This window comes from Ignavibacteriales bacterium, from assembly GCA_016709765.1.
GTDB lineage: Bacteria > Bacteroidota > Ignavibacteria > Ignavibacteriales > Ignavibacteriaceae > IGN3.
Genome location: JADJMD010000013.1, coordinates 779,539 through 800,420 on the forward strand (window position 1 = coordinate 779,539; position 20,882 = coordinate 800,420).

Annotated in this window: 13 protein-coding genes; 2 read left to right on the forward strand and 11 right to left on the reverse strand. The window is 34.0% G+C overall.

What is annotated here, in order from left to right; genetic code table 11:
- Positions 1 to 2: 2 nt before the first annotated feature.
- On the reverse strand, positions 3 to 950 hold the full coding sequence (gene arcC, locus IPJ23_13020) for a carbamate kinase (protein ID MBK7631597.1): 948 nt from the start codon (positions 948 to 950) through the stop codon (positions 3 to 5).
- Between the two features lie 115 nt (positions 951 to 1,065).
- Here arcC and IPJ23_13025 point away from each other — a divergent pair, with 115 nt between their 5' ends.
- Positions 1,066 to 1,668 (forward strand): leucyl/phenylalanyl-tRNA--protein transferase, encoded by a 603-nt coding sequence (locus IPJ23_13025; GenBank protein MBK7631598.1) that lies wholly within the window; start codon positions 1,066 to 1,068, stop codon positions 1,666 to 1,668.
- 3 nt (positions 1,669 to 1,671) lie between these two features.
- Here IPJ23_13025 and IPJ23_13030 read toward each other — a convergent pair whose 3' ends face one another.
- Together IPJ23_13030 and IPJ23_13035 are read right to left on the reverse strand one after the other, a co-directional pair.
- Positions 1,672 to 6,162 (reverse strand): PAS domain S-box protein, encoded by a 4,491-nt coding sequence (locus IPJ23_13030; protein MBK7631599.1) that lies wholly within the window; start codon positions 6,160 to 6,162, stop codon positions 1,672 to 1,674.
- 265 nt (positions 6,163 to 6,427) lie between these two features.
- A complete protein-coding gene (locus IPJ23_13035) occupies positions 6,428 to 7,615 on the reverse strand; it encodes an aminopeptidase P family protein (GenBank protein MBK7631600.1) in 1,188 nt (395 codons plus the stop codon).
- A gap of 323 nt (positions 7,616 to 7,938) precedes the next feature.
- Here IPJ23_13035 and gdhA point away from each other — a divergent pair, with 323 nt between their 5' ends.
- The gene (gene gdhA / locus IPJ23_13040; protein MBK7631601.1) at positions 7,939 to 9,279 is read left to right on the forward strand and encodes an NADP-specific glutamate dehydrogenase; all 1,341 of its coding nucleotides are present in this window, start codon (positions 7,939 to 7,941) and stop codon (positions 9,277 to 9,279) included.
- 550 nt (positions 9,280 to 9,829) lie between these two features.
- Here gdhA and IPJ23_13045 read toward each other — a convergent pair.
- The 8 genes from IPJ23_13045 to holA form a co-directional block, all read right to left on the reverse strand.
- Positions 9,830 to 10,369 carry a T9SS type A sorting domain-containing protein gene (locus IPJ23_13045; protein ID MBK7631602.1) on the reverse strand — a complete coding sequence of 180 codons (540 nt, stop codon included), beginning with the start codon at positions 10,367 to 10,369 and terminating at the stop codon, positions 9,830 to 9,832.
- 1,139 nt (positions 10,370 to 11,508) lie between these two features.
- Positions 11,509 to 13,260 carry a T9SS type A sorting domain-containing protein gene (locus IPJ23_13050; GenBank protein MBK7631603.1) on the reverse strand — a complete coding sequence of 584 codons (1,752 nt, stop codon included), beginning with the start codon at positions 13,258 to 13,260 and terminating at the stop codon, positions 11,509 to 11,511.
- Between the two features lie 432 nt (positions 13,261 to 13,692).
- Positions 13,693 to 16,758, reverse strand: a complete 3,066-nt coding sequence (locus IPJ23_13055; protein MBK7631604.1) for an efflux RND transporter permease subunit — start codon at positions 16,756 to 16,758, stop codon at positions 13,693 to 13,695.
- Between the two features lie 14 nt (positions 16,759 to 16,772).
- Positions 16,773 to 17,843, reverse strand: a complete 1,071-nt coding sequence (locus tag IPJ23_13060) for an efflux RND transporter periplasmic adaptor subunit (GenBank protein ID MBK7631605.1) — start codon at positions 17,841 to 17,843, stop codon at positions 16,773 to 16,775.
- A gap of 107 nt (positions 17,844 to 17,950) precedes the next feature.
- Positions 17,951 to 18,199, reverse strand: coding sequence for a type B 50S ribosomal protein L31 (locus IPJ23_13065; GenBank protein MBK7631606.1), 249 nt, complete (start codon positions 18,197 to 18,199; stop codon positions 17,951 to 17,953).
- 78 nt (positions 18,200 to 18,277) lie between these two features.
- Positions 18,278 to 19,075 (reverse strand): hypothetical protein, encoded by a 798-nt coding sequence (locus IPJ23_13070; GenBank protein MBK7631607.1) that lies wholly within the window; start codon positions 19,073 to 19,075, stop codon positions 18,278 to 18,280.
- 101 nt (positions 19,076 to 19,176) lie between these two features.
- Complete coding sequence (locus IPJ23_13075; protein ID MBK7631608.1) at positions 19,177 to 19,764, reverse strand: sigma-70 family RNA polymerase sigma factor; 588 nt, start codon at positions 19,762 to 19,764, stop codon at positions 19,177 to 19,179.
- A gap of 93 nt (positions 19,765 to 19,857) precedes the next feature.
- The gene (holA, locus tag IPJ23_13080; protein ID MBK7631609.1) at positions 19,858 to 20,877 is read right to left on the reverse strand and encodes a DNA polymerase III subunit delta; all 1,020 of its coding nucleotides are present in this window, start codon (positions 20,875 to 20,877) and stop codon (positions 19,858 to 19,860) included.
- Positions 20,878 to 20,882: the final 5 nt, after the last annotated feature.

The window sequence follows — 20,882 nt, forward strand, 5'->3', positions numbered from 1 at the left end:
ATCTACTTACTACTTACTATTCTAGTTCCACCTTTTGGATCGCCAAGCATAGTTGAATCTGTAATTACGGTTTCTTTACCCCCACCTTTTACAAATTTAATTGCAGCAAGTATTTTTGGTCCCATACTTCCAGCAGCAAATTCACCATCATTATAATACTTTTGTGCCTCATCAGCAGTAATTATATCTATCGCTTTCTGATCCGGTTTATTAAATCGCAAATATACTTTGGGAACATCTGTAAGAATATAAAATGCTTCTGCACCAATTTCTGCCGCAAGCAATGCTGATGCATGATCTTTATCAATAACAGCTTCAACACCATATAGTTTTTTATCTTCACCGCGATAAACGGGAACGCCTCCGCCGCCTGAAGCAATAACTAAGTTTCCTTTTTTAACAAGATCTTTAATAGTTTTTTTATTTAAAATATCTATTGGCTGTGGTGATGGAACCACTCTTCTCCAGCCACGTTTTCTTGGATCTTCTTTAAACACAAAGTTGTTTACTCGTGCAAGAAGATCAGCTTCTTCTTTTAGATAAAACGCACCAACTGGTTTGGTCGGATTTTGAAATGCCGGATCATTTTTATCAACTAAAACCTGTGTAACAAGAGTTACAACATTTTTTCTAATTTTTTGATCTTTAAAAAGATTATAAACCTGACGCTCAATCATATAACCAATCCCGCCTTGTGAATCGGCAACACAGATATCAAGGGGCATTTTGGGAATTTTGTAATTGTTATATCCCGCTTCGTTGCGCAGCATAATATTACCAACTTGCGGACCATTGCCATGGGTTATGACAAGATTATAATTTTCCTTAAGAAGATTTAATAAGTTGATGCAAGTATCGTATGTGTTTTTTTCCTGTTGCTGGATAGTGCCGATTTCATTTCCCCGTAAAAGCGCGTTTCCTCCGAGAGCAACTACTGCAGTTTTTTTCATAAAATTTATTAGAACTAACTCAGTTTATAAAGAAATATAAAATTTTATGTGTTAACTTAAACAAGGTAAATTTCAAAAAAAATTTTGTTCGATTTTCTGCATTTAAGTGATAAAAATGAGCGCTAAAGAAGACGAAATATTTGATGAATTTCTAAAACCGGATAATATGCTAAGGCTGTATGCTACAGGGGCATTTCCTATGGCAGATCAAGAATCCGGAGCTATTGAATGGTTCCTTCCAGATACTAGATGTGTGATTCCCATTAACAATTTTAATATCCCAAGATCCACAAAAAAAGAAATTGATAAATTAAATTTTGTAGTCAAGCACGATACCGAAATAATTTCTGTTATCAGAGGCTGCGCAGACCGCGATCATACATGGATTTCTGAAAGACTAATCGAAGCATACAAAAGATTAATTAAACGCGGTCATCTTCATTCGGTTGAAACGTGGAAGAATGGAGCGCTTGTTGGCGGATTATATGGTGTTACTTTTCGAGGTGCTTTTTTTGGCGAGTCAATGTTTTCAAAAGTTTCACAAGCTTCCAAAGCGGCATTAATTAATCTGCTTTATCATCTTAAAGAAAAGAACTTTGCACTGCTTGATGTTCAATATATGACTGAGCATCTTAAAATGTTTGGGGCAATTGAAATTAGTTTAGATGAGTATAAGGATAATTTGGTAGACGCTTACCAGCGTATCTGTGAGTTTTAATTTTTAACTCTTACCAATAGAATTGCCATGTGCAACCCAACTGCGAACTTTGTTTATCAAATCTTTTTTGCCAAATGGTTTGGATAAGTAATCATCAAAGCCTGATGATAAAAACTTTTCTTTATCTCCAACCATTGCATGAGCAGTTACGGCTATAATAGGTACATTTTTATATTGAGGAAGTGTTCTAACATTTTTTAATAACTCTACACCGCTTATACCTTTGCCAAGGCTTATGTCCATAAGAACAACGGAATAAACCTCTTTATTTATTAAATCCGTTGCTTCTTCACTGTTAGATGCCGATTCAAGTTCAATTTCGCCACGCAGAAATAGTTCAACAATATTTCTGGTCGCAATGTCATCATCAACAACTAAAACTTTTCTTCTTTTTCTAAGGGGAGATGGTAGAATATTCTCATTAGTCATAGTATTTATCGGTTTTGATTTAACACCCTCTCCTTCAGCTTGGAATACCACTGTAAACGTAGAGCCTTTGCCAACTTCACTTTCTAAAGAAATACTACCTCCCATTTTTTCTGCAAACTTTTTAGAGATAGTTAATCCTAAGCCGGCACCTTCAAAATGTCGATTGTAACCTTCACTAACCTGCCTAAACTCTTCAAAAACATTTTCCTGATCTTCTTTTGCAATTCCAATACCTGTATCAACAACTCTAATCATCGCATAGTCTATTCCGTTGCTGTTAATGGTGCTTAACTCAACTGTAATTCCGCCTGTATTTGTGTACTTAATTGCATTGTTTACAAGATTTGTGATAATAGAATGTAAAAGTCTTTTATCAAGTTTTGATAGAACAACATCCTTTTCAATTTTAGATTTTAAGTAAAGATTTTTCTTCTGTGCAACAGGACCCAGCATAATTACAACTTCAGTTACTTCTTCTGCAATGTTTATTTCGTTGTAATTTGTTTGAACTTTATCAGCTTCAACTTTAGATAGATCTAAAAGAAGATTTAGAGTTTCCATTAATCTTTTTCCGCTTTGCATAATTGTGGTAATCATGTCATTCCACTCTTGATGCTCAACTTCTGATTTTAGTATTTCTGTGTAACCTAAAATCGCAATAAGTGGAGTTCTAATTTCGTGACTCATATTTGCAAGAAAAATAGATTTTAACTTGCTCATTTCTTCAGCTGTATTTTTTGCGTCGATCAATTCTTTTTTAGTCGTTTCTCGTTCAATTATACCACCGAGATTTGCTGCAGTAGTTTGTAAAATTGATATCTCACTTTCACTCCAAATTCTTTCCGATTGACAATAGTCAAAGCCAATAAATCCCCAGAACTGATTATTAACCATTATTGGTACGAGTAAAATAGATTTTATCCCTTGAATGCTAAGTAAATTTTTTAACTCAGGATTTAAATCCTTCACCAAATTATTGACAGTCCCGCCGTTATTTAATATTGGATACCAACTTTCAAACATTGGAAAGTATTTTAGGTTTTGCATTTCGGGATTATCAATTTCGGGACTCACCTTACCGTTTGTCCACTCATATTTTTGACTCAACAATGGTTCGGAAGAATTAGAGTCAAAATGGTTTTCAAAAATATAAACTCTATCGATATCAGATGATTGTCCAAGCGATTTTAAGGTGTTAGAAATCGCAAGATCAAAATTTCTTTCTGTTAAAAGTATATTTGCTGCATCTGCAACCCCCTTAAATAGATTTTTTTGATTGAGCAGTATTTGTTCTAATTTTTTTTGATGAGTAATATCTTTTAGAGTTCCAATCGTAGCTTTTTTACCCTGATAACTAATTACTCGGGCACTCATATTTACAAAAACCTTGCTGCCGTTTTTATGAAGCATGCGCCATTCGTATGACGATGGTGCCAGCTTACCTTCCTGCCTTAACTTATAATTACCTACTACAAGTTCAACATCTTCAGGAGCCACAAATTTAAGAAATGAAACTCCTTCGATCTCGCCATTCTCATATCCTATCATTTTAGAAAAAGCCTTATTAACAAATAAAAGTATTCCATCAACAATTAAGAAAACGCCGTCCTGAATACTATCTATAAGAGTTCTATACTTTTCTTCGGATTGAGCAAGTTCTATCTCCGCTTTTTTTCGAGAGGTTATATCCCTCATCGAGAAAATAAGTCCGTATGGAGATTCGTCAAAAGATCTCAATACCTCACGATGCACCTCAAAAAGAAATTCTTCTCCTTTGCTATTCACAAAGTTGTATTCCTGTGGGCCAATCTTTTTTGTAAGTGCATTTTTAAAATTTCTAAAGCCTTTATCTTTATCCTTTTGAGCTATAAAGCCCATTATATTTTTATTTTTAACTTCTTCAAAATTCTTGTGGCCACTAAATTTAATTCCAATATCATTCAAAAATAGTATCTCACCATTTATATCGGTTATGGTAATAATATCAGGTAAAGTTGCAATCAACTTTTTATAAAGTTCTTCACTTTCTTTTAAAGCAGATTCTGTATTGACTCTGGCTGAAATATCGGTGACAAACCCCTCTAAAGTTTCTACTTTCCCTTTTTTAGAAACTTGCGCGGTCCCTTTTTCCCAAGCCCATTTTTCTGCCCCGCTTTTTGTTCTTATTCGATAGACAAGTTGATATGGTGCTTTTTTATTAATTGATTCTCTAATTGTTATAAAAACATTTTCTTTGTCTTCTGGATGGATAAGTTCTGCATAAGAAATTTTAGAATTAAGAGTTAATTCATCAGCCGTGAAGCCAGTAAGGTCTAAACAACCCTGACTAACAAACTCCATCGTCCAGTTTATATCGTATCTGGAACGATACGCCATGCCTGGTAAACTAGACATAAGGTTCGATAGTTGTTTCTCACTGTGGTGAAGTTTTGCTTCGGTTTTCTTTCGATCCGAAATATTTCTAAGGATAGCCTGTACACCAATCAGTTCCTCTTTTTCTAAAATAGGAACAGCCCTAAGTTCATATGTAATATTATCCCCGTCTTTTTTTATTCCATCTATTTCAAAAATTGGAACATCTTTTCCAATCATTAATCGCGATAAATAAAACGCTGTTGATACGGAAGATTTTGAGGTCAGCAATCCCGAGTGAAAAATATTTTTTCCAATTAACTCATTTCTTTTGTAACCGGTTTCTAGTTCAAAAATATTATTGATATCAAGCACTGTTCCTGTTGGATTAATAATTAAAATTAAATCAGCCGCTTTATCAAATAAAAGCTTATAACGCTCTTCACTGCTTTTTAATAAGTTATTAGTTCTTGTTCTTTCAATGGCAAGTGCAATTTGATCTGAAACATAAATTAAAACATTTAAATCGTTCTCATCCAATCTTCTTTTTTCAGAATATGTTTGAACTACAAGCACACCAAAAATATCTTCACCAATTTTTAACGGAACACCAATCCAATCAAGTGAATCAGTTCCAACAAGATCAACTTCTCCCTTTTCAACTAAAGTTTTAAATATTGCCTGATCTACATGCAATGGTTTGCCAGTTCTTAGAACATATTCAGTTAATCCTTTTCCGGGGGGTTCTGTTTCGTATGGTTCGTCATATTCATCTACAAAGTAAGGAAAACTTAAAAGATTTTTTTTCTTATCATAAATTGCTATAAAAAAATTTTCTACAGGTAAAATTTCAGATAACGATTTATGAATTGATGAGTAAAGACTATCAAGATCCTGGTTGTCAATTATGGCACGCGATATTTGGTAAAGTGTTTTTTCTAATTTTTCGGATTTTTTAAAATCACTAATATCTTCTTTAATAGCTATATAATTAGTTATAATTCCATTATCGTTTTTAACCGGGGATATTGTTACTAATTCCCAAAACAACTCGCCATTTTTTTTCTTGTTTAATAATTCCCCTTGCCATTCATCCCCCTTTGTGATTGTACTCCACATATCAGCATAAACTTTTGCATCATTCTTATCCGACTTGAGTATTCGTGTGTTTTTCCCTTTAGCTTCATCGGCGGTGTAACCGGTTATTTTAGTAAATCTGGGATTAACATATTCAATGTTTCCTTCAGTATCCGTTATTACAACTGTGGAATTACTTTGATCAACGGCAACAGAGATTTTTGTTAAATGTTCTTCAAGAAGTTTGTGTTCAGAAATATCTTGCCCAATTGCCTGATATTCAAATCCTTCTGAATTCCGATCTGATATTCTGTTAACAGTCCATTCAATCCAGTGAATTGAGTTATCGCTAAGCTGCAATGAAAACTGTTTTTTGTATTTATTTAAAAATGGATTAGAGAAACCGGTTTTTTCAAACTCATCAGCTGAGATAAAAAACTTTGTACCGATTAAAACATCTTTTGAAGTGTTAAAAAATTTAGCGTACGAGTCATTTACAAAAATTATTGAGCCATCTTTTCTAAAACGACATAATAATACTGGTAAATCATCGGCAATTACAGAATAATTAGAGAGACTCATATTATTATTTTCATTAATATGATTTTCATCCCAAAATGCTTTGTCGTTTCTCAAATTTTTTATCTTAGTTTTTTGTATTGTTTTAGAAAAAATCTTTATCGGATTTGTTCAATATTCATTCCATGGGTTGCAACTAAAAGCTCTAAAAACACTTTATTTATAATCTAATTATCGAACTTTTTTGATGAAATGTTAATGTTAATTGCAAAATTGAAGTAATAATAACCGAAGCTGTAGAAATGTTAATAGTTTAATGCAATTAATAGTTTACAGCTTGGCAATAATTCACCAAGCTGTAAATAAAATGAGCAGATTTTGATCAAACTAAAATTAGTTCTTTCTGAGGTTTTGAGATGAATTTACAACCACTTGCTGTTAAATAAACTTCTTCTTCAAGTGTAGACACTCCGTAACCTTCAACAGGCAACCTTGGTTCGATTGTAAAAACCTGTCGTTCTTCTAGTTTCAAAAATGGAGCATTGCCGTATTTTTCCCATCGAGGGAAAAGTCCTGCACCGCCATCATGCACTTCTTTTCCAACTTGATGGCCTAGTCCGTGCGGATATTCCGGATAGCCATTTTTTGTAATATAATTTCTTGCAATGTCATCCATTTCAACACCGGTAACGCCAGGCTTTAAAGCATCAGCAACCATTTGAATTGAATCACGAATAATTTCAAATCCTTTTTGTACTGCATCTGGAGCTTTTGTTTCTCCGTCCTTTAAAACATACCATGTCCTCTGCAGATCTGAACAGTAGCCTTTGTAGTAAATACCAAAATCCATATTAATTAAATGACCTTTTTCTATCTTACGATCAGTTGGACCTGAGTGCGGATTAGATGGATTCGGACCTGTAAAAACAGCTGGGCAAGTTTCTTCATCCCAGGCTAAACCGAAACCCTTTTCTTTTGTGATCTTTAAAACATAATCTGCAATATCTTTTTCACTTAACCCAGGTTTGATGTAAGCAGTAACCTTAGCAAAAATCTTTAAAGTTTCATTAACAGCTTCCTGCATAATTGCAAGCTCTTTATCGGATTTTCTTCCGCGTAATGGTGAGATGATTTCTTCAGCGCTTACAATTTTATTTTCGTATCCCGTTCCTTTTAGATAATCCATCAGCAGCAAATACATTCCATGTGTTAATCCATCCGAAAGAACAGAGTTTACAGAAAAGTTAATTGCAATTGTTTGCGGATTTTTTTTCTTAACATATTCTACAAACGGTTCTTTAAATGATTTTAAATAACCAACAATGTTTTTATAAACACCGGATTTAACAAAATTCTCAAGTTCCATATCACCAACAATTGCAGTTGTATCGCCATCTTTATTGATGATAAACGCAGATTTCCAGGTTGAATGATCTCCAACTGTCATATCCATAATTGGATCTTTTAAAACCTTAGTTTCCTGAACGAATGTAACCCACATATCAATATTTTTTTCATTTAAAATATCAACGGCCTGCGCAACTTTTTCCTTAATTATTTCTAAAGACATAAATACCTCTCTTAAAAGTTTAGTTGAACTATCAATTTATATTTATTGATTGAAATATTTGTTAAAAGACGATATTAAAATATCGATTAATCCACTCTTAATCCGCCTTAATTATTTAGGGAATTACTTTTTTTCTTTCTAATTTTGATGTACAAAAAATATTGATTTTATCACTAAATGCTAAACGCAACAATAAAAATTCTTAGGGGAAAAAGTGCTTTACACTCCGAAAATTCTCTGTCTACTTATACAATTAATAAAAAATTATTTATCACAAACTTAGTTCATCGTTGATGAACAACAAACAAAAATAGAGGTCTTTTATGTCTGATTACACAAATAAATTAATTGCTGATGTTAAAGCAAAAAATCCTGCAGAACCGGAATTCCACCAAGCGGTTGAAGAAGTAATGGGTTCACTTGAATTAGTATTACAACGTCATCCTGAGTACCGCTCAATGAAAATTCTAGAGAGAATGGTAGAACCAGAAAGAACAATTACATTCCGCGTTCCTTGGATTGATGATCAAGGTGAAATTCACATTAACCGTGGATATAGAATTGAAATGAATTCTGCCATCGGTCCTTACAAAGGTGGATTAAGATTTCACCCCTCCGTAACACTTGGTATTCTAAAGTTCTTAGCATTTGAGCAAGTATTTAAAAATTCTTTAACCACATTGCCTATGGGCGGTGGTAAAGGCGGATCCGATTTTGATCCAAAAGGAAAATCTGATAACGAAGTTATGCGTTTTTGCCAGAGCTTTATGACGGAGCTTTCAAGACATATCGGTCCTAATACTGATGTCCCTGCTGGTGATATTGGTGTAGGTGGAAGAGAAATTGGTTTCTTGTTTGGACAATATAAAAGATTACGTAATGAATTTACTGGTGTTTTAACTGGTAAAGGTATTAATTGGGGCGGATCATTAATCCGACCGGAAGCTACGGGCTTTGGCGTAGTTTATTTTGCAAAAGAAATGTTAAAAACAAAAAACACTTCGTTTGATGGTAAAATAGTTGCAGTTTCCGGGTTTGGAAACGTTGCATGGGGCGCAGTTCAAAAAGCAACAGAGCTTGGTGGAAAAGTTGTTACACTTTCCGGTCCTGATGGATATGTATATGACCCGGACGGAATTAAAGGTGAAAAAATCGATTATATGTTAAAACTTAGAGCTAGTAATAAAGACGCAGTTGAAGATTATGCAAAAGAATTTAAAGTTAAGTTTGTTGCAGGTAAGCGTCCTTGGGAAGTTAAATGCGATGTTGCTCTTCCCTGCGCTACACAAAATGAGTTAGATGAAAATAATGCTAAAGAACTGGTAAAGAATGGTTGTATGTGTGTTTGTGAAGGTGCAAATATGCCAACAACTATCGAAGGATTTAAAGTATTTACTGATGCTAAAATTCTTTATGCCCCTGGAAAGGCTTCTAACGCGGGCGGTGTCGCAACTTCCGGATTAGAAATGTCACAAAATTCAATGCGCTTACCATGGAATCGTGAAGAAGTTGATAAACGTTTACACGAAATTATGATTAGAATCCACGAAACCTGTGTTACCACTGCAGAAAAATATGGAACGCCGGGCAATTATGTTAACGGTGCAAACATTGCCGGCTTCTTAAAAGTTGCAGATGCTATGCTGGATCAGGGACTTGTTTAATTAATGTTCAATCTTAAATGATAAATGCTCAATGATTAAAATGCATTTTGATTTTAATTGAACATTTAGAATTGAACAATTAACATTTAAAAGGCGGTCTTCGAATCGCCTTTTTTATTACGATTAGACGATTGAAACAAGTTAGATTCCTTCTTTGTAATTAAATTTTTTTTTAATTTCTTTCTGCGTTTTAAGATTACAATTCGAAAGCTTCTGAGTCCATCTTCCATTTTGGGAAATACGAGTTTTAAGTTTCAGAGCCCTATTTCCAATATTAGAAATACAACCCTGAACCTTCAGAGCATATCTTCCGTTTTTGGAAATATGTGTTTTAAGTTTCAGAGTCCTATTTCCGATTTTAGAAATACAACCCTGAACCTTCAGAGTCTATCTTCCGATTTTGGAAATATGAGTCTTAAGTTTCAGAACTCCATTTCCATTTTTGGAAATCAAAAATAGCGCAAAATCAAAGGTTTTATTAAAAATTGAAGTGTTTTTAACCCCACACTAAAAAGGGACAAGGTCTCCCCTTGTCCCCCGAAATAGACAATTACTTTGTCAAAATCATCTTTTTAACATCTGAAAAACTACCTGCTTGAATTTTGTAAATATACATTCCACTTGGCAGTTGAGAAGCATTAAATTCTGCCTCATAAACTCCTGCTGGTTTGCTTTCATTTACAAGAGTTACAATTTCTTTTCCTAAAACATCGTAAACTTTTAATATTACTAATCCTTCTTCTTTTATTGAATATGAAATTTTTGTACTTGGATTGAATGGATTTGGATAATTTTGCAATAATCCATAATCAAGTTCTAAATTGTTTACAACCTTTTGTTTGCCCAATTCCTCTGCTCTTGTACTCACTTCAGAACTGTATGCTGAAAAATAATTACCAACGTCTTTAGCTCTAACCTTATATGTTACCATAAAATCACCTGCTCCAGGTGCATAATAGTATGTCGGGTCAACAAAATAGTTATTTGAAGTTGTTGAAATTAATTGCCAGCTTCCAGTGTTTATCTTTCTCCAAACTTCATAAGCAGAAATATCCGCTTCGTTATTCTTTGTCCAGCTAAATCTTACCATTCCATTTCCTGGGTTTGCAGAGAGTTGAGGATTTTGTGGTGCAAACGGTGCTGCATCGTATTGACGGTATTTAAGATAAGTTGAGCCTGAAGTTTCAAGATAAACGACATAAAGATCATTTGATGCTGATGATAAACCTGAGCTTTGTGTAAAACTTGGATAATCGGTGACACCAAATTCGCTTGACCATGAACCTTCTGAACAAGTATAACTCCTATGCAAAAGTTGGCTTGACTGGTATATTATATGAGTTTTACCGTCATAAGTTACGGTAGATCTTACCCTGTTCTCAAGATATGGGCTTACAGAATAATTCAGTAATTGTGGAGAAGACCATGTGCTACTGTTAATATCTCTTTCTTTTACGTAAAGGTTAACAAAAATACCAGGCACTAAATCATCATAGAAATCAAAAAGTTTATCGCAACCGCTTTGCACTCGTTCATTGCCATCTGTAATTACTAATGATTGTGTGCTTTCCCAGCTATTATTAATTAAATTTTTATCTCGGGTTTTAACATAACCTTCAGAGTGAAATCCAACATGAGCTTTATTTGATGAAAGAGTTATTGTTGGCCAACCTAAATAATCTGCATAATTATTTACAACAAAATTATTTGAAGGTACTGTAGTAGCATATAAATAATAATTGGTTTTATAAGAATTCGAACCATCAAACTCTGAATAAACAAGGTGTAACCCTCTATAATCATAAGCATTATCAACGTTACCGCAGTTTTGGTTATTCAAACTTATAGGAGACTGTGATTCCCAAGTCCCGTTTGCGTAAATATATTTTTTTGTAACAACATTATTTCCTAGGCGATAGCTTATATACAGATGATCATTATCACCTGCAATATTCGGAAATTCCGCACCGCCCTGTGTCTCAATAGTCGTAGTAGTCTGAACAACGCCAGAGCTATTAAATCTATAATATTTAATAGAGTTTGTTGAATTTGAATTCTGAACTACAACGTGAATACCATCCCTGTTTGCAAAGTTCTCAAGTTGAACAAGATTCGGTTCGTTTATAGTTGTAGTTACTATATTATTCCAGGATTGTGCAATTATTGCACCTGAAAAAATTAATACGATAATTAAAATTGTCTTTTTCATATTTTTTTACCTTGTAAAAACTATTTAAGTAAGACTGCCTTTATAGTATTGCTAAAACTACCGGCATTTAATTTTATAAAATATATTCCAGAAGGAAGAGGATTATTATCCTTATCCCTTGCTTCCCAGTTAATTGTATAACTTCCGCGTGGTAGTTCTTCATTTATTAATTCAGATATTTCTTTCCCTAATAGGTTATAAACTTTTACAGATACTTTAGAGCTATTTGGAATTATGAACCTCACTTGTGTAGATAGATTGAATGGGTTTGGGAAATTTTGTTCTAAGTCATAATCATATATAATTGATGGAGGTTCATTTACACTAGTTAAACTATCAGGCGTATATATTGCAGTATAGAACCGGATACCTATATTCTCTTTGATATGATCCCAATCAATAAGTATTTCTTTTTTGCCATCATTGTCTAAATCGTACATAGTGCCTCCCCAAAAAACACTATTCTCACCTTGCAATGCCCTATCATTCTGTTTTATATAATATACTTCATAAGTTTGATGTTCCGAACTTCCATTAAATTTAAGAATGAGAAAATTCCCGTCTATGCAAACCATCAATTCATCTATACCGTCATTATCTACGTCCACTGCCTGTATGTTATATGCGAAGAATGTAAAAATTCCAACTAAATCGATGCGTCCAACTATTTCATAGGAATTATTTCCAGTTGCTTCAAAGCAGCTCAATCTTGTTATCCCAACACCGTTGTAAAATGCATCGCCTCCAACCCATAATTCTTTTTTGCCATTCCGGTCTATATCATTTGTACTGCAAAGCATATAAGCATTGTTAGTAGGTACCTCACCAGTCCAGATTAGTTGATAAGCATTATCACCGGTACTTTCGAATGAAGCAACTTTGCCGTCAATGCCTCCAATAATAATTTCGGGGATACCATCGTTATCAAAATCATCAACGGCAAAACCTTCAAACCAGGTATCTATGCCCGTGTAATTATAATGAAAGACTGAATCCAGGGAATTTGCTACAGGGTTGTATTCATAAATTCCAAGGTATTGTCTTGTTGGCGCACCTAAGTACAAATAATCAGTCCTCGAATCACCATCCAGCATTGCGAATCGTGGATTATACTGTACAGTGTTGGAGTCTTCTGCCTGAAAATCAAATGATAAATTGATTGCAAGTGATGTGTCACTAGGCTTGGTAAAAATTTTACTTTTCATAATTGCCCAATGAATAACAGTATCACTTTCCTCCGAGATTAAATGTAGGTCTAAATTTCCATCCCCATCTACATCATAAATATTTCTTGCAACTGTACTTGGGCTATAATACCAGACTGAATCAAATGTGCCGTTTGCATTCATCTCTTTTGCTACGACACTTGTATAATCAATAGTATAATCTTTTTCAAATCCATACAGTTCAACCCTTCCATTTCCATTTATATCACCTATAATGGGAAATTTACGGTTTGAGATTAGTACAGTTTGCCAAAACCTGTACTTCTGGCAATAAAGAGTTGTATCTATTGTTGTCAGGTCTATTATTGTGCTATCGTAAGTTGGAGAATATAATTGTTGGTTGTTGGTAGATGGTTGTTGATAGTCCCCAATGTTTTTGTATAGTAATTTACCGTTTGGGTATTCAAGTTTTAGTAGGTTGGGTTCAATCTCTGTTACTTTTATATCTTCGCGGCTTTTAAGCTGCTGGATTCTTTCTTCTTTGCTCTGTGCTAAAACAAAACTACATAGTACAAACATCAGACAACAAACTATTACTTTTTTCATTTCTTTATTACCTTGTTAAAAAATGTTTAGGGAAAGAAAAACTGATTCCTTTAGGCTATGTAAAACCAGTTGGGGAATTATCAATGTACAATGCAAAATGTACAATGTAAAATTTAAGAAGAAAATTGATTTGGAAAGTTTGTATTGAAGTGTTAGGAACTTCATACAATTTATTGAGAAGTTGTAAGACATAAATTAGAAGCATCTCTCCACCCCAATAAATAGTGCAGAGAGAGAGTAAACAATCGTGCCAGAATATTTTTAATAACTACAAAAGGAAGGGAGAACAAATTATTTTTAAGAACCTTTACCCAGAACATAATTCCTCCAAAAACTCATAACAAACAAAATTAAAATATTTTTTAAAGTCAAATTAAATTTTAATTATCATTTGCTAAGTGAAAAGTAAAAAGAGAGCATTTTGCTTTAGACTTACTCCGTTACATTTGTAACAGTAGCAGTTTTTCTTGAAAAGAATGAATAGATAGCTGGAACAATAAACAAAGTTAAAAATGTAGATAGTATTAATCCGCCAACAACTGCTATACCCATAGAAACCCTGCTTTCGGAACCTGCGCCAAGCGCAAGTGCAATTGGTAGAATTCCCAAAACTGTGGAAAGGCTTGTCATTAAAATTGGTCTTAACCTGGATGCGGCGGCACTAACTACTGCTTCATTTTTAGAAAGTCCGGTGGCTTTTCTCTGGTTTGCAAATTCAACAATTAAAATTCCGTTTTTTGTTACCAAACCTATAAGCATGATAATTCCAATCTCACTAAAAATGTTTAAAGTTTGATTGAAATACCAAAGAGAAAACAACGCACCTGCAAGCGCAAGCGGAACAGTAAACAAAATTATAAAAGGATCGCGAAAACTTTCAAACTGTGCTGCAAGAACAAGATAAATCAATCCAAGCGCCAAAATAAAAGCAAAAAGTAAACTTGAGGAACTTTCCTTAAAATCTTTTGATGCGCCGTCAAGAGCAGTAGCGAATCTATCATCTAAAACTTTATCAGCAATTTCATACATAGTATTAATTCCCTCACCAAGAGAAACACCAGGCGCTAATCCAGCAGAAACAGTTGCAGAAACATATCTGTTAAATCTGTACAGCTGTGGTGGAGCGCTTTGTTCACTAACAAAAACAACATTATCTAATTGTATTAATTCTCCCTTGTTATTTTTTACATAAGTAGATTTTAAATCAATCGGGGCATCTCTATTCTCTCGAGAAAATTGTCCGATAACCTGATATTGTTTTCCATCTTTAATAAAATAACCAAATCTTTGTCCGCTAAACGCAGCCTGAATTGTCTGTGCAATATCAATTGTAGAAACACCAAGCGCGCGTGCCTTTTGTCTATCGATTAAAAGTTTTAATTCAGGCTTATTGAATTTTAGATTCACATCAACAATTGTAAATGCAGGATACTTTCTTGTTTCATCAATAAACTTTGGTAAAAATTCTTCTAACGTTTTAAAGTTAGGAGCCTGCAAAACAAACTGAACCGGTAAACCACCGCGTCTGCTGCCCCCAATAGTCTGCTGCTGTGTAATAAACGCTCGTGCACCTGTAAGTGAATTAACCAATGGAGTAATTTCGTCAGCTATTTGCTGCTGTGATTTTTTTCTCAACTCAGGCTGTTTCAAAATCAAATTGATAAATCCCGAATTAACAGAACTAGAAGCACCAAATCCCGGTGAAGTAACGGAAATAATTCCTTCTTTTTCTGGAACATTTTTACCAATTACATCCACAGCTTCATCAATGTATCTATCCATGTATTCAAATGTTGCACCCTCAGGAGCAGAGGCAATAACGGATAAACGACTTCTGTCTTCAAGCGGTGCAAGCTCAGTGGGTACAACCTTAAATAAAAGGTAAATTAAAATAATTGCAAAAGCGGTTACAGGAAAAGCAAACCAGCGATGAGCGATAAAGAAAACCAAATGCCTTTTGTAAGTTTCATTAATCTTTACAAAAAATGGTTCGGTAATATTGTAAAACCAATTATGATGCTCTCTACGTTTTAGAATTTTTGTGCTAAGCATAGGTGTTAAAGTAAGGGCCACAAAAGACGAAATGATTACAGCGCCAGCAACAACAATTCCAAACTCTCTAAAAAGCCTGCCTGTTAATCCTTGCAAAAAGATAACCGGCATAAAAACGGAAGCGAGTGCAACAGTTGTAGAGATAACTGCAAAAAATATTTCAGCAGATCCTTTTTTGCCTGCTTCTACGGGATCCATTTTATTTTCAATTTTTGAATAAATGTTTTCCAACACAACAATTGCATCATCCACAACCATACCGATTGCAAGAACAATGCCCAGCAGAGTTAGCACATTAATAGAAAAATCTGCAATGTACATTATAAAGAATGAACCGATAAGCGAAATTGGAATTACAATTATTGGTATAAGTGTTGTCCGCCAATCACGCAAAAACAAAAAGATAATTAATACAACCAATCCAAAAGCGACTAAAATTGTTTGTTCAACTTCTTTTATAGATTCGCGAATATAAGTTGTAACATCAAATCCAATTCCTGTTTTGATATCTGACGGCAACGATTTCTTAAGTATCTCTAACCTTCTATAAAACTCGTCCGCAATTGCAATATTATTTGCTCCGGCTTGTGCAATTAATACAACACCAACCATCGGAATTCCATCACGCTTTAAAATTGAGCGTTCATTTTCTGCCCCTAATCTTGCGTTGCCAACATCTCTGACTCGAACAATACTACCGCCAGATTCTTTTATTATTAAATTGTTAAACTCTTCTTCAGTCTGAAGTCTGCCGATTGTTCTAATTGAAAGCTCTGTATTGTCTCCTTCAATTCTTCCGGATGGAAGTTCAACATTTTCACGATTAAGTGCGTTTCTAACATCAACAGGCGATAGTTGAAAAGAAGCAAGTTTAGCAGGATCAAGCCACAATCGCATAGCATATTTTTTTTCGCCCCAGATTTGCACACTGCTAACACCACTAATTGTTTGAAATCTTTCTTTAAAAACATTGTTCGCTATTTCAGAAATCTCAAGCAAATTTCTAGTATCACTTTGCACATTCATAAATACAATTGGTGTCGCATCCGCATCAGCTTTTGCAACAATAGGCACATCAACATCAGGTGGAAGATTAGAAAGTGATCTCGATACTCTATCGCGAACATCATTTGTTGCTGCTTCAAGATCGATGTCAATATCAAACTCAACTGTTATTGTGCTTCTTCCATCTCGGCTAACAGAGGTAAGTGATTTTATACCTGATATTCCGTTTATTGATTCTTCGAGAGGTTCAGTAATCTGGCTTTCTATGACATCAGCATTTGCGCCAACATAGTTTGTAGAAACAGTAATTATGGGTGGGTCAACAGAAGGAAATTCCCTCACGCCCAAATAGGTATAACCAAGAATTCCAAATACAACAATTACAATCGACATTACAATTGCAAGTACCGGACGCTGAATACTAATGGATGATAAACTCATTTGGAAAATTCTGATTAATTAAATTCTGAAATTTTGACTTTGGAATTTGACCTGATCTGTAAAATGCCAGAAGTAATAACCGTGTCACCTTCACTAACGCCTTTAACGATCTGAACAAGTGATTCTTCTCTAACACCTGTTTCAACAGGCTGTGGCACAACAACGCCGCTTTTATAAAGATAAACTATTTGTCCTTTTAGTTCTGGTACGATTGAAACAGTTGGAATAAGCACAGCGTTACTTGTTTGCTTTAAACTCAACTCAACATTTGCAAAAGCGCCGGGTATTAAATCTTTGTAAGATGCGCTGCAAATAGCTCTAATCTGTAATGTTCTTGTACCGGGATCAATTTTGGGTTCTATTGCATAAACTTTTGCCTTATACAACTGGTTACTTCCGCTGATTCTAAATTCAAGTTCATCACCCTTTTTTACAGATGCGGAATACATTTCGGGAATTGAGAAATCAACTTTAATGCTGTTAAAATTTTGCAGCCGTGCTATCACAATTGAGGTTGTAACATAACTTCCTTCGCTAACGGACCGCAACCCAACCACGCCGCTAAATGGCGCTATAATTTCTGTTTTATCTATTTGCGCTTTAATCAAATCATAATCAGCCTGATTAACATTTAATTCACTTACAGTATTATCATATTCTTCCTGACTTATCAAATTACCATCGCGAAGTTGCCTTTGTCTTGCTTCTTTCTCCTGTGATAATTTCACTTTTGATTCTGCTCTACGTAACTGCGCTTGCAAATCAGCATCATTTATTTTTATTAAAAGGGCACCTTTACTAACAAACGAACCTTCTTTAAAAAGTATTTTAGTAATCTTTCCGGAAGTTTCGCTTCTCAGTTCAACTTCTTCGTTGGCAAGAATAGTACCCGTTGTAAAAACACTGTTATTTAAAGTTGATAAAGATACGATGTGTGCTTTAACTGGTATAACCATATCAGCACCGCCACCGGGTGTTGTATTTTTCCCACTCTCGGAGGATGATAATAATTTTGGAAGCATTACTATTGCAATCACAACTAAAACTGCTGCGGCAATAAGAATATTTTTTGTGTTTTTCTTCATCTAGTTATCTAATTAAAACCTAAATAATTGTTGCGATTTCTAAAAGCCAAAAATAAAAAAGCCCCGAATAATCGAGGCTAAAAATAAATAGAAATACAAAAAGAATATTATTGTTTCTTGCTGTATTTCTTGTTGAATTTTTCAACTCTACCGGCTGTATCGAGTAACTTTTGTTTTCCGGTAAAGAACGGATGTGAACCGCTTGAAATTTCTAACTTAACTAATGGATAAGTATTTCCATCTGTCCATTGAATAGTATCGCTTGTTCTAATCGTGGAGCGAGTTAAAATTGCAAAATCACAAGATGCATCTTGAAATACAACTGGTTTATATTCTGGATGAATTCCTTTTTTCATAAAAATCCTAAATAATAGTTTTTCTTAAAATCATGGCTGTAAATATAGACGTTTTAGCAGTATTATCCAATATAACTTTTAGGGCAATTTGTTCGATTTTTGATCAGTTTTTGAGCTTTTTTCAGTCTGTACTTTCATTTTTAACTGCTGAACTTCTTTTTTCTCTTCTGCTGAAAGATTTCGCTGCATAAAGTTGATATTATCTTTGCTTACATCATCTGCTCTACCCCTTATAACTGGAAGATTTTCAATTCTATCCCTTTCTCTTTTCATTTCTCTTTCAAAACTGTCCGCTTTAATTATTTCAGATTCCAAAGTAGCGGACGGTGTTACACGTCCACCTAAATTTCTTGTTTCTTCTGTTCCAAAACTATCAGAATCAGATTTATCCGAAGCTAGCTCATCTGTAATTGATTGGTTAACGGATTTAGATTTCAAGTCCGATCGTTCTAACGATACTTCGTTTCTTTTTAGTTCATCTTTAATTTCTTTCTTTTCGATTAATCCTTCATCTAGATTATTTAATTGTTCTTTAACTATTCCTGATTTCTTTAATGGTTCGATAGGAATATCATTTATTGATTCAACGACAATCAAATCCTCACGCAATCTTGGAGCAATGTTTAGGGGGTCTTCCATTTCTTCTGAATTAATATCAACAACAAAAAAGATAATAGCAGCAGAAACTAAAGCAACAGCAGCGGGTGCTATTTTACCTGGCGAAAGTAATTTGTCCCAAAAGCTTTCTTTCTTTTCAACTTCAGATGAATTGATTTTTCTTAAAAGCTCCGTTTCAAAATTTTTTGGCGCATCAATCCTGGGAAGATTTTTTAAATCATCCAATAATTTTTTATATGTTTTTTCTTCTTCGTTCATTTCATAAAACCTTAATCATTATTTCGTCACCCTGAACTTGTTTCAGAGTCTTCAAAACAAATATGAGATGCTTAAATAAATTCAGCACGATACCTTTCAACTTAATCATTATAAATATCTTTTAGATATTTCTGCAACTCTGCTCTACCACGATTTATCCTTGATTTTACAGTACCAACTTCAATTTTCATAATAGCCGCAATTTCTTCGTAAGTTAATTCTTGAATATCTCTAAGTATCACTGCCTCTCGATATGAATCACGAACTTTTAACAATGCTTTCTGAATGATCTCATTTTTCAAACTCATATCCGCCGCAACATCCGGCCGAGTTGAATTATCCGGAATATCAAAAACTTTTTCTTCATCACCATAACTGCTTATCGAGAAAAAATTTCTTCTGCGTTTTCTTTGATATTCAGTTCGTGCAAGATTACCCGCAATTGTGTAAATCCAAGTTGAAAATTTTGCCAACGAACTGTAATTATCTTTATATCGATAAACTTTAACAAAAGCATCCTGAACCACATCAACACAGCTATCATAATCACCAAGAAACCTGTAAACATAATTTGTTAAAGGATTTTTAAATCTCTGCACTAAAATTTCAAAGGCTTTTTCACTCCCACTGCTTTGAAATTCAAGAATCAGCTCTTCATCAGTAAATTCGATAAGATTTCTATCCGTCAACGGTTTTATACTTTATTAGTTGGATGTTTGTTTCAATTTCTGTGCAAAATTTACAAAAATAATTAGAAAAGCTTTTACGGATTTTTGTTTTATTTAATCAGGAATTATTTCTGCAATTAACACACTAATTAGTGTATAATCATCAAGCGACGTGGTTTTAATCGCTAAATCAGCTTTTAGCAAAGCAGAAAACGATGAAGTAAGATGTTCATCCGAAAATATTCTGCGAGCACTATGATAATCTTTTAGAAAGTATGGGTGCGTACCCATAATTCTTGCTATTTGAAATTCATTGGTATTTGTCGTGGTTAGTTCATTTAATCTTGCAAGACTTGTAAAATACTTATTGAGCATTGCAATTATCTGTATCGGTTCCATCCCATTTTTGAGCAGATTAATAGCAACCTTTAAAGCTGCGGATTTATTTTTTTTACCAATTGCATTTTGTAAATCAAATATTGTGTATTGCTTTAATGATGTAGATAATCCGCGAATGCTATCAATCGTAATTTCTTTTTTATCTCCAACGTAAATAAATATTTTTTCCAGCTGGGATTCTAAAGTGTTTCTGTTCTCACCAGAAATGTCTGTAAGCAATTGCGCGTTATCATAAGAAATGGTCTTTCCATTTTTTTCTACCGTGGTTATCAGCCAATCAATTAAACTTTTGCCTTTTAATTCTTTTGCTTCAAAAAGAAACCCTTCGTTTGCCAAAGTTTTATAGGGATCAGAAGCGGGGTTTGAAATTGCTCCATCATGAATAAACAAAAGGACCGTAAACTCAGTTGGGGATTGGAAATAATTCACTATTTCTTTCTTCTCTTTTTTATCTTTTAACTTTTCGGCTTGTTTAACAATAATAAGTTTTTTATCAGAGCCGAAAGGGAAAGTAGAAGCTAAACCAATTATGCTTGCAAATGATTGATTCTCACCATACAAAACTTCTTTATCAAAATCTGAAGTGATAAACGGCTGCACAGTTTTTTCTATCACATCAACAATGGAATCTATACTGTATGAGTCTTCACCAAAGAGGTAATAAACAGGCAAAATCTTTTTTTGCTTTAATTGCTTTTCAATTTCTTGTATTGCAGGTGCTTTACTTTTTGCCATTGCTA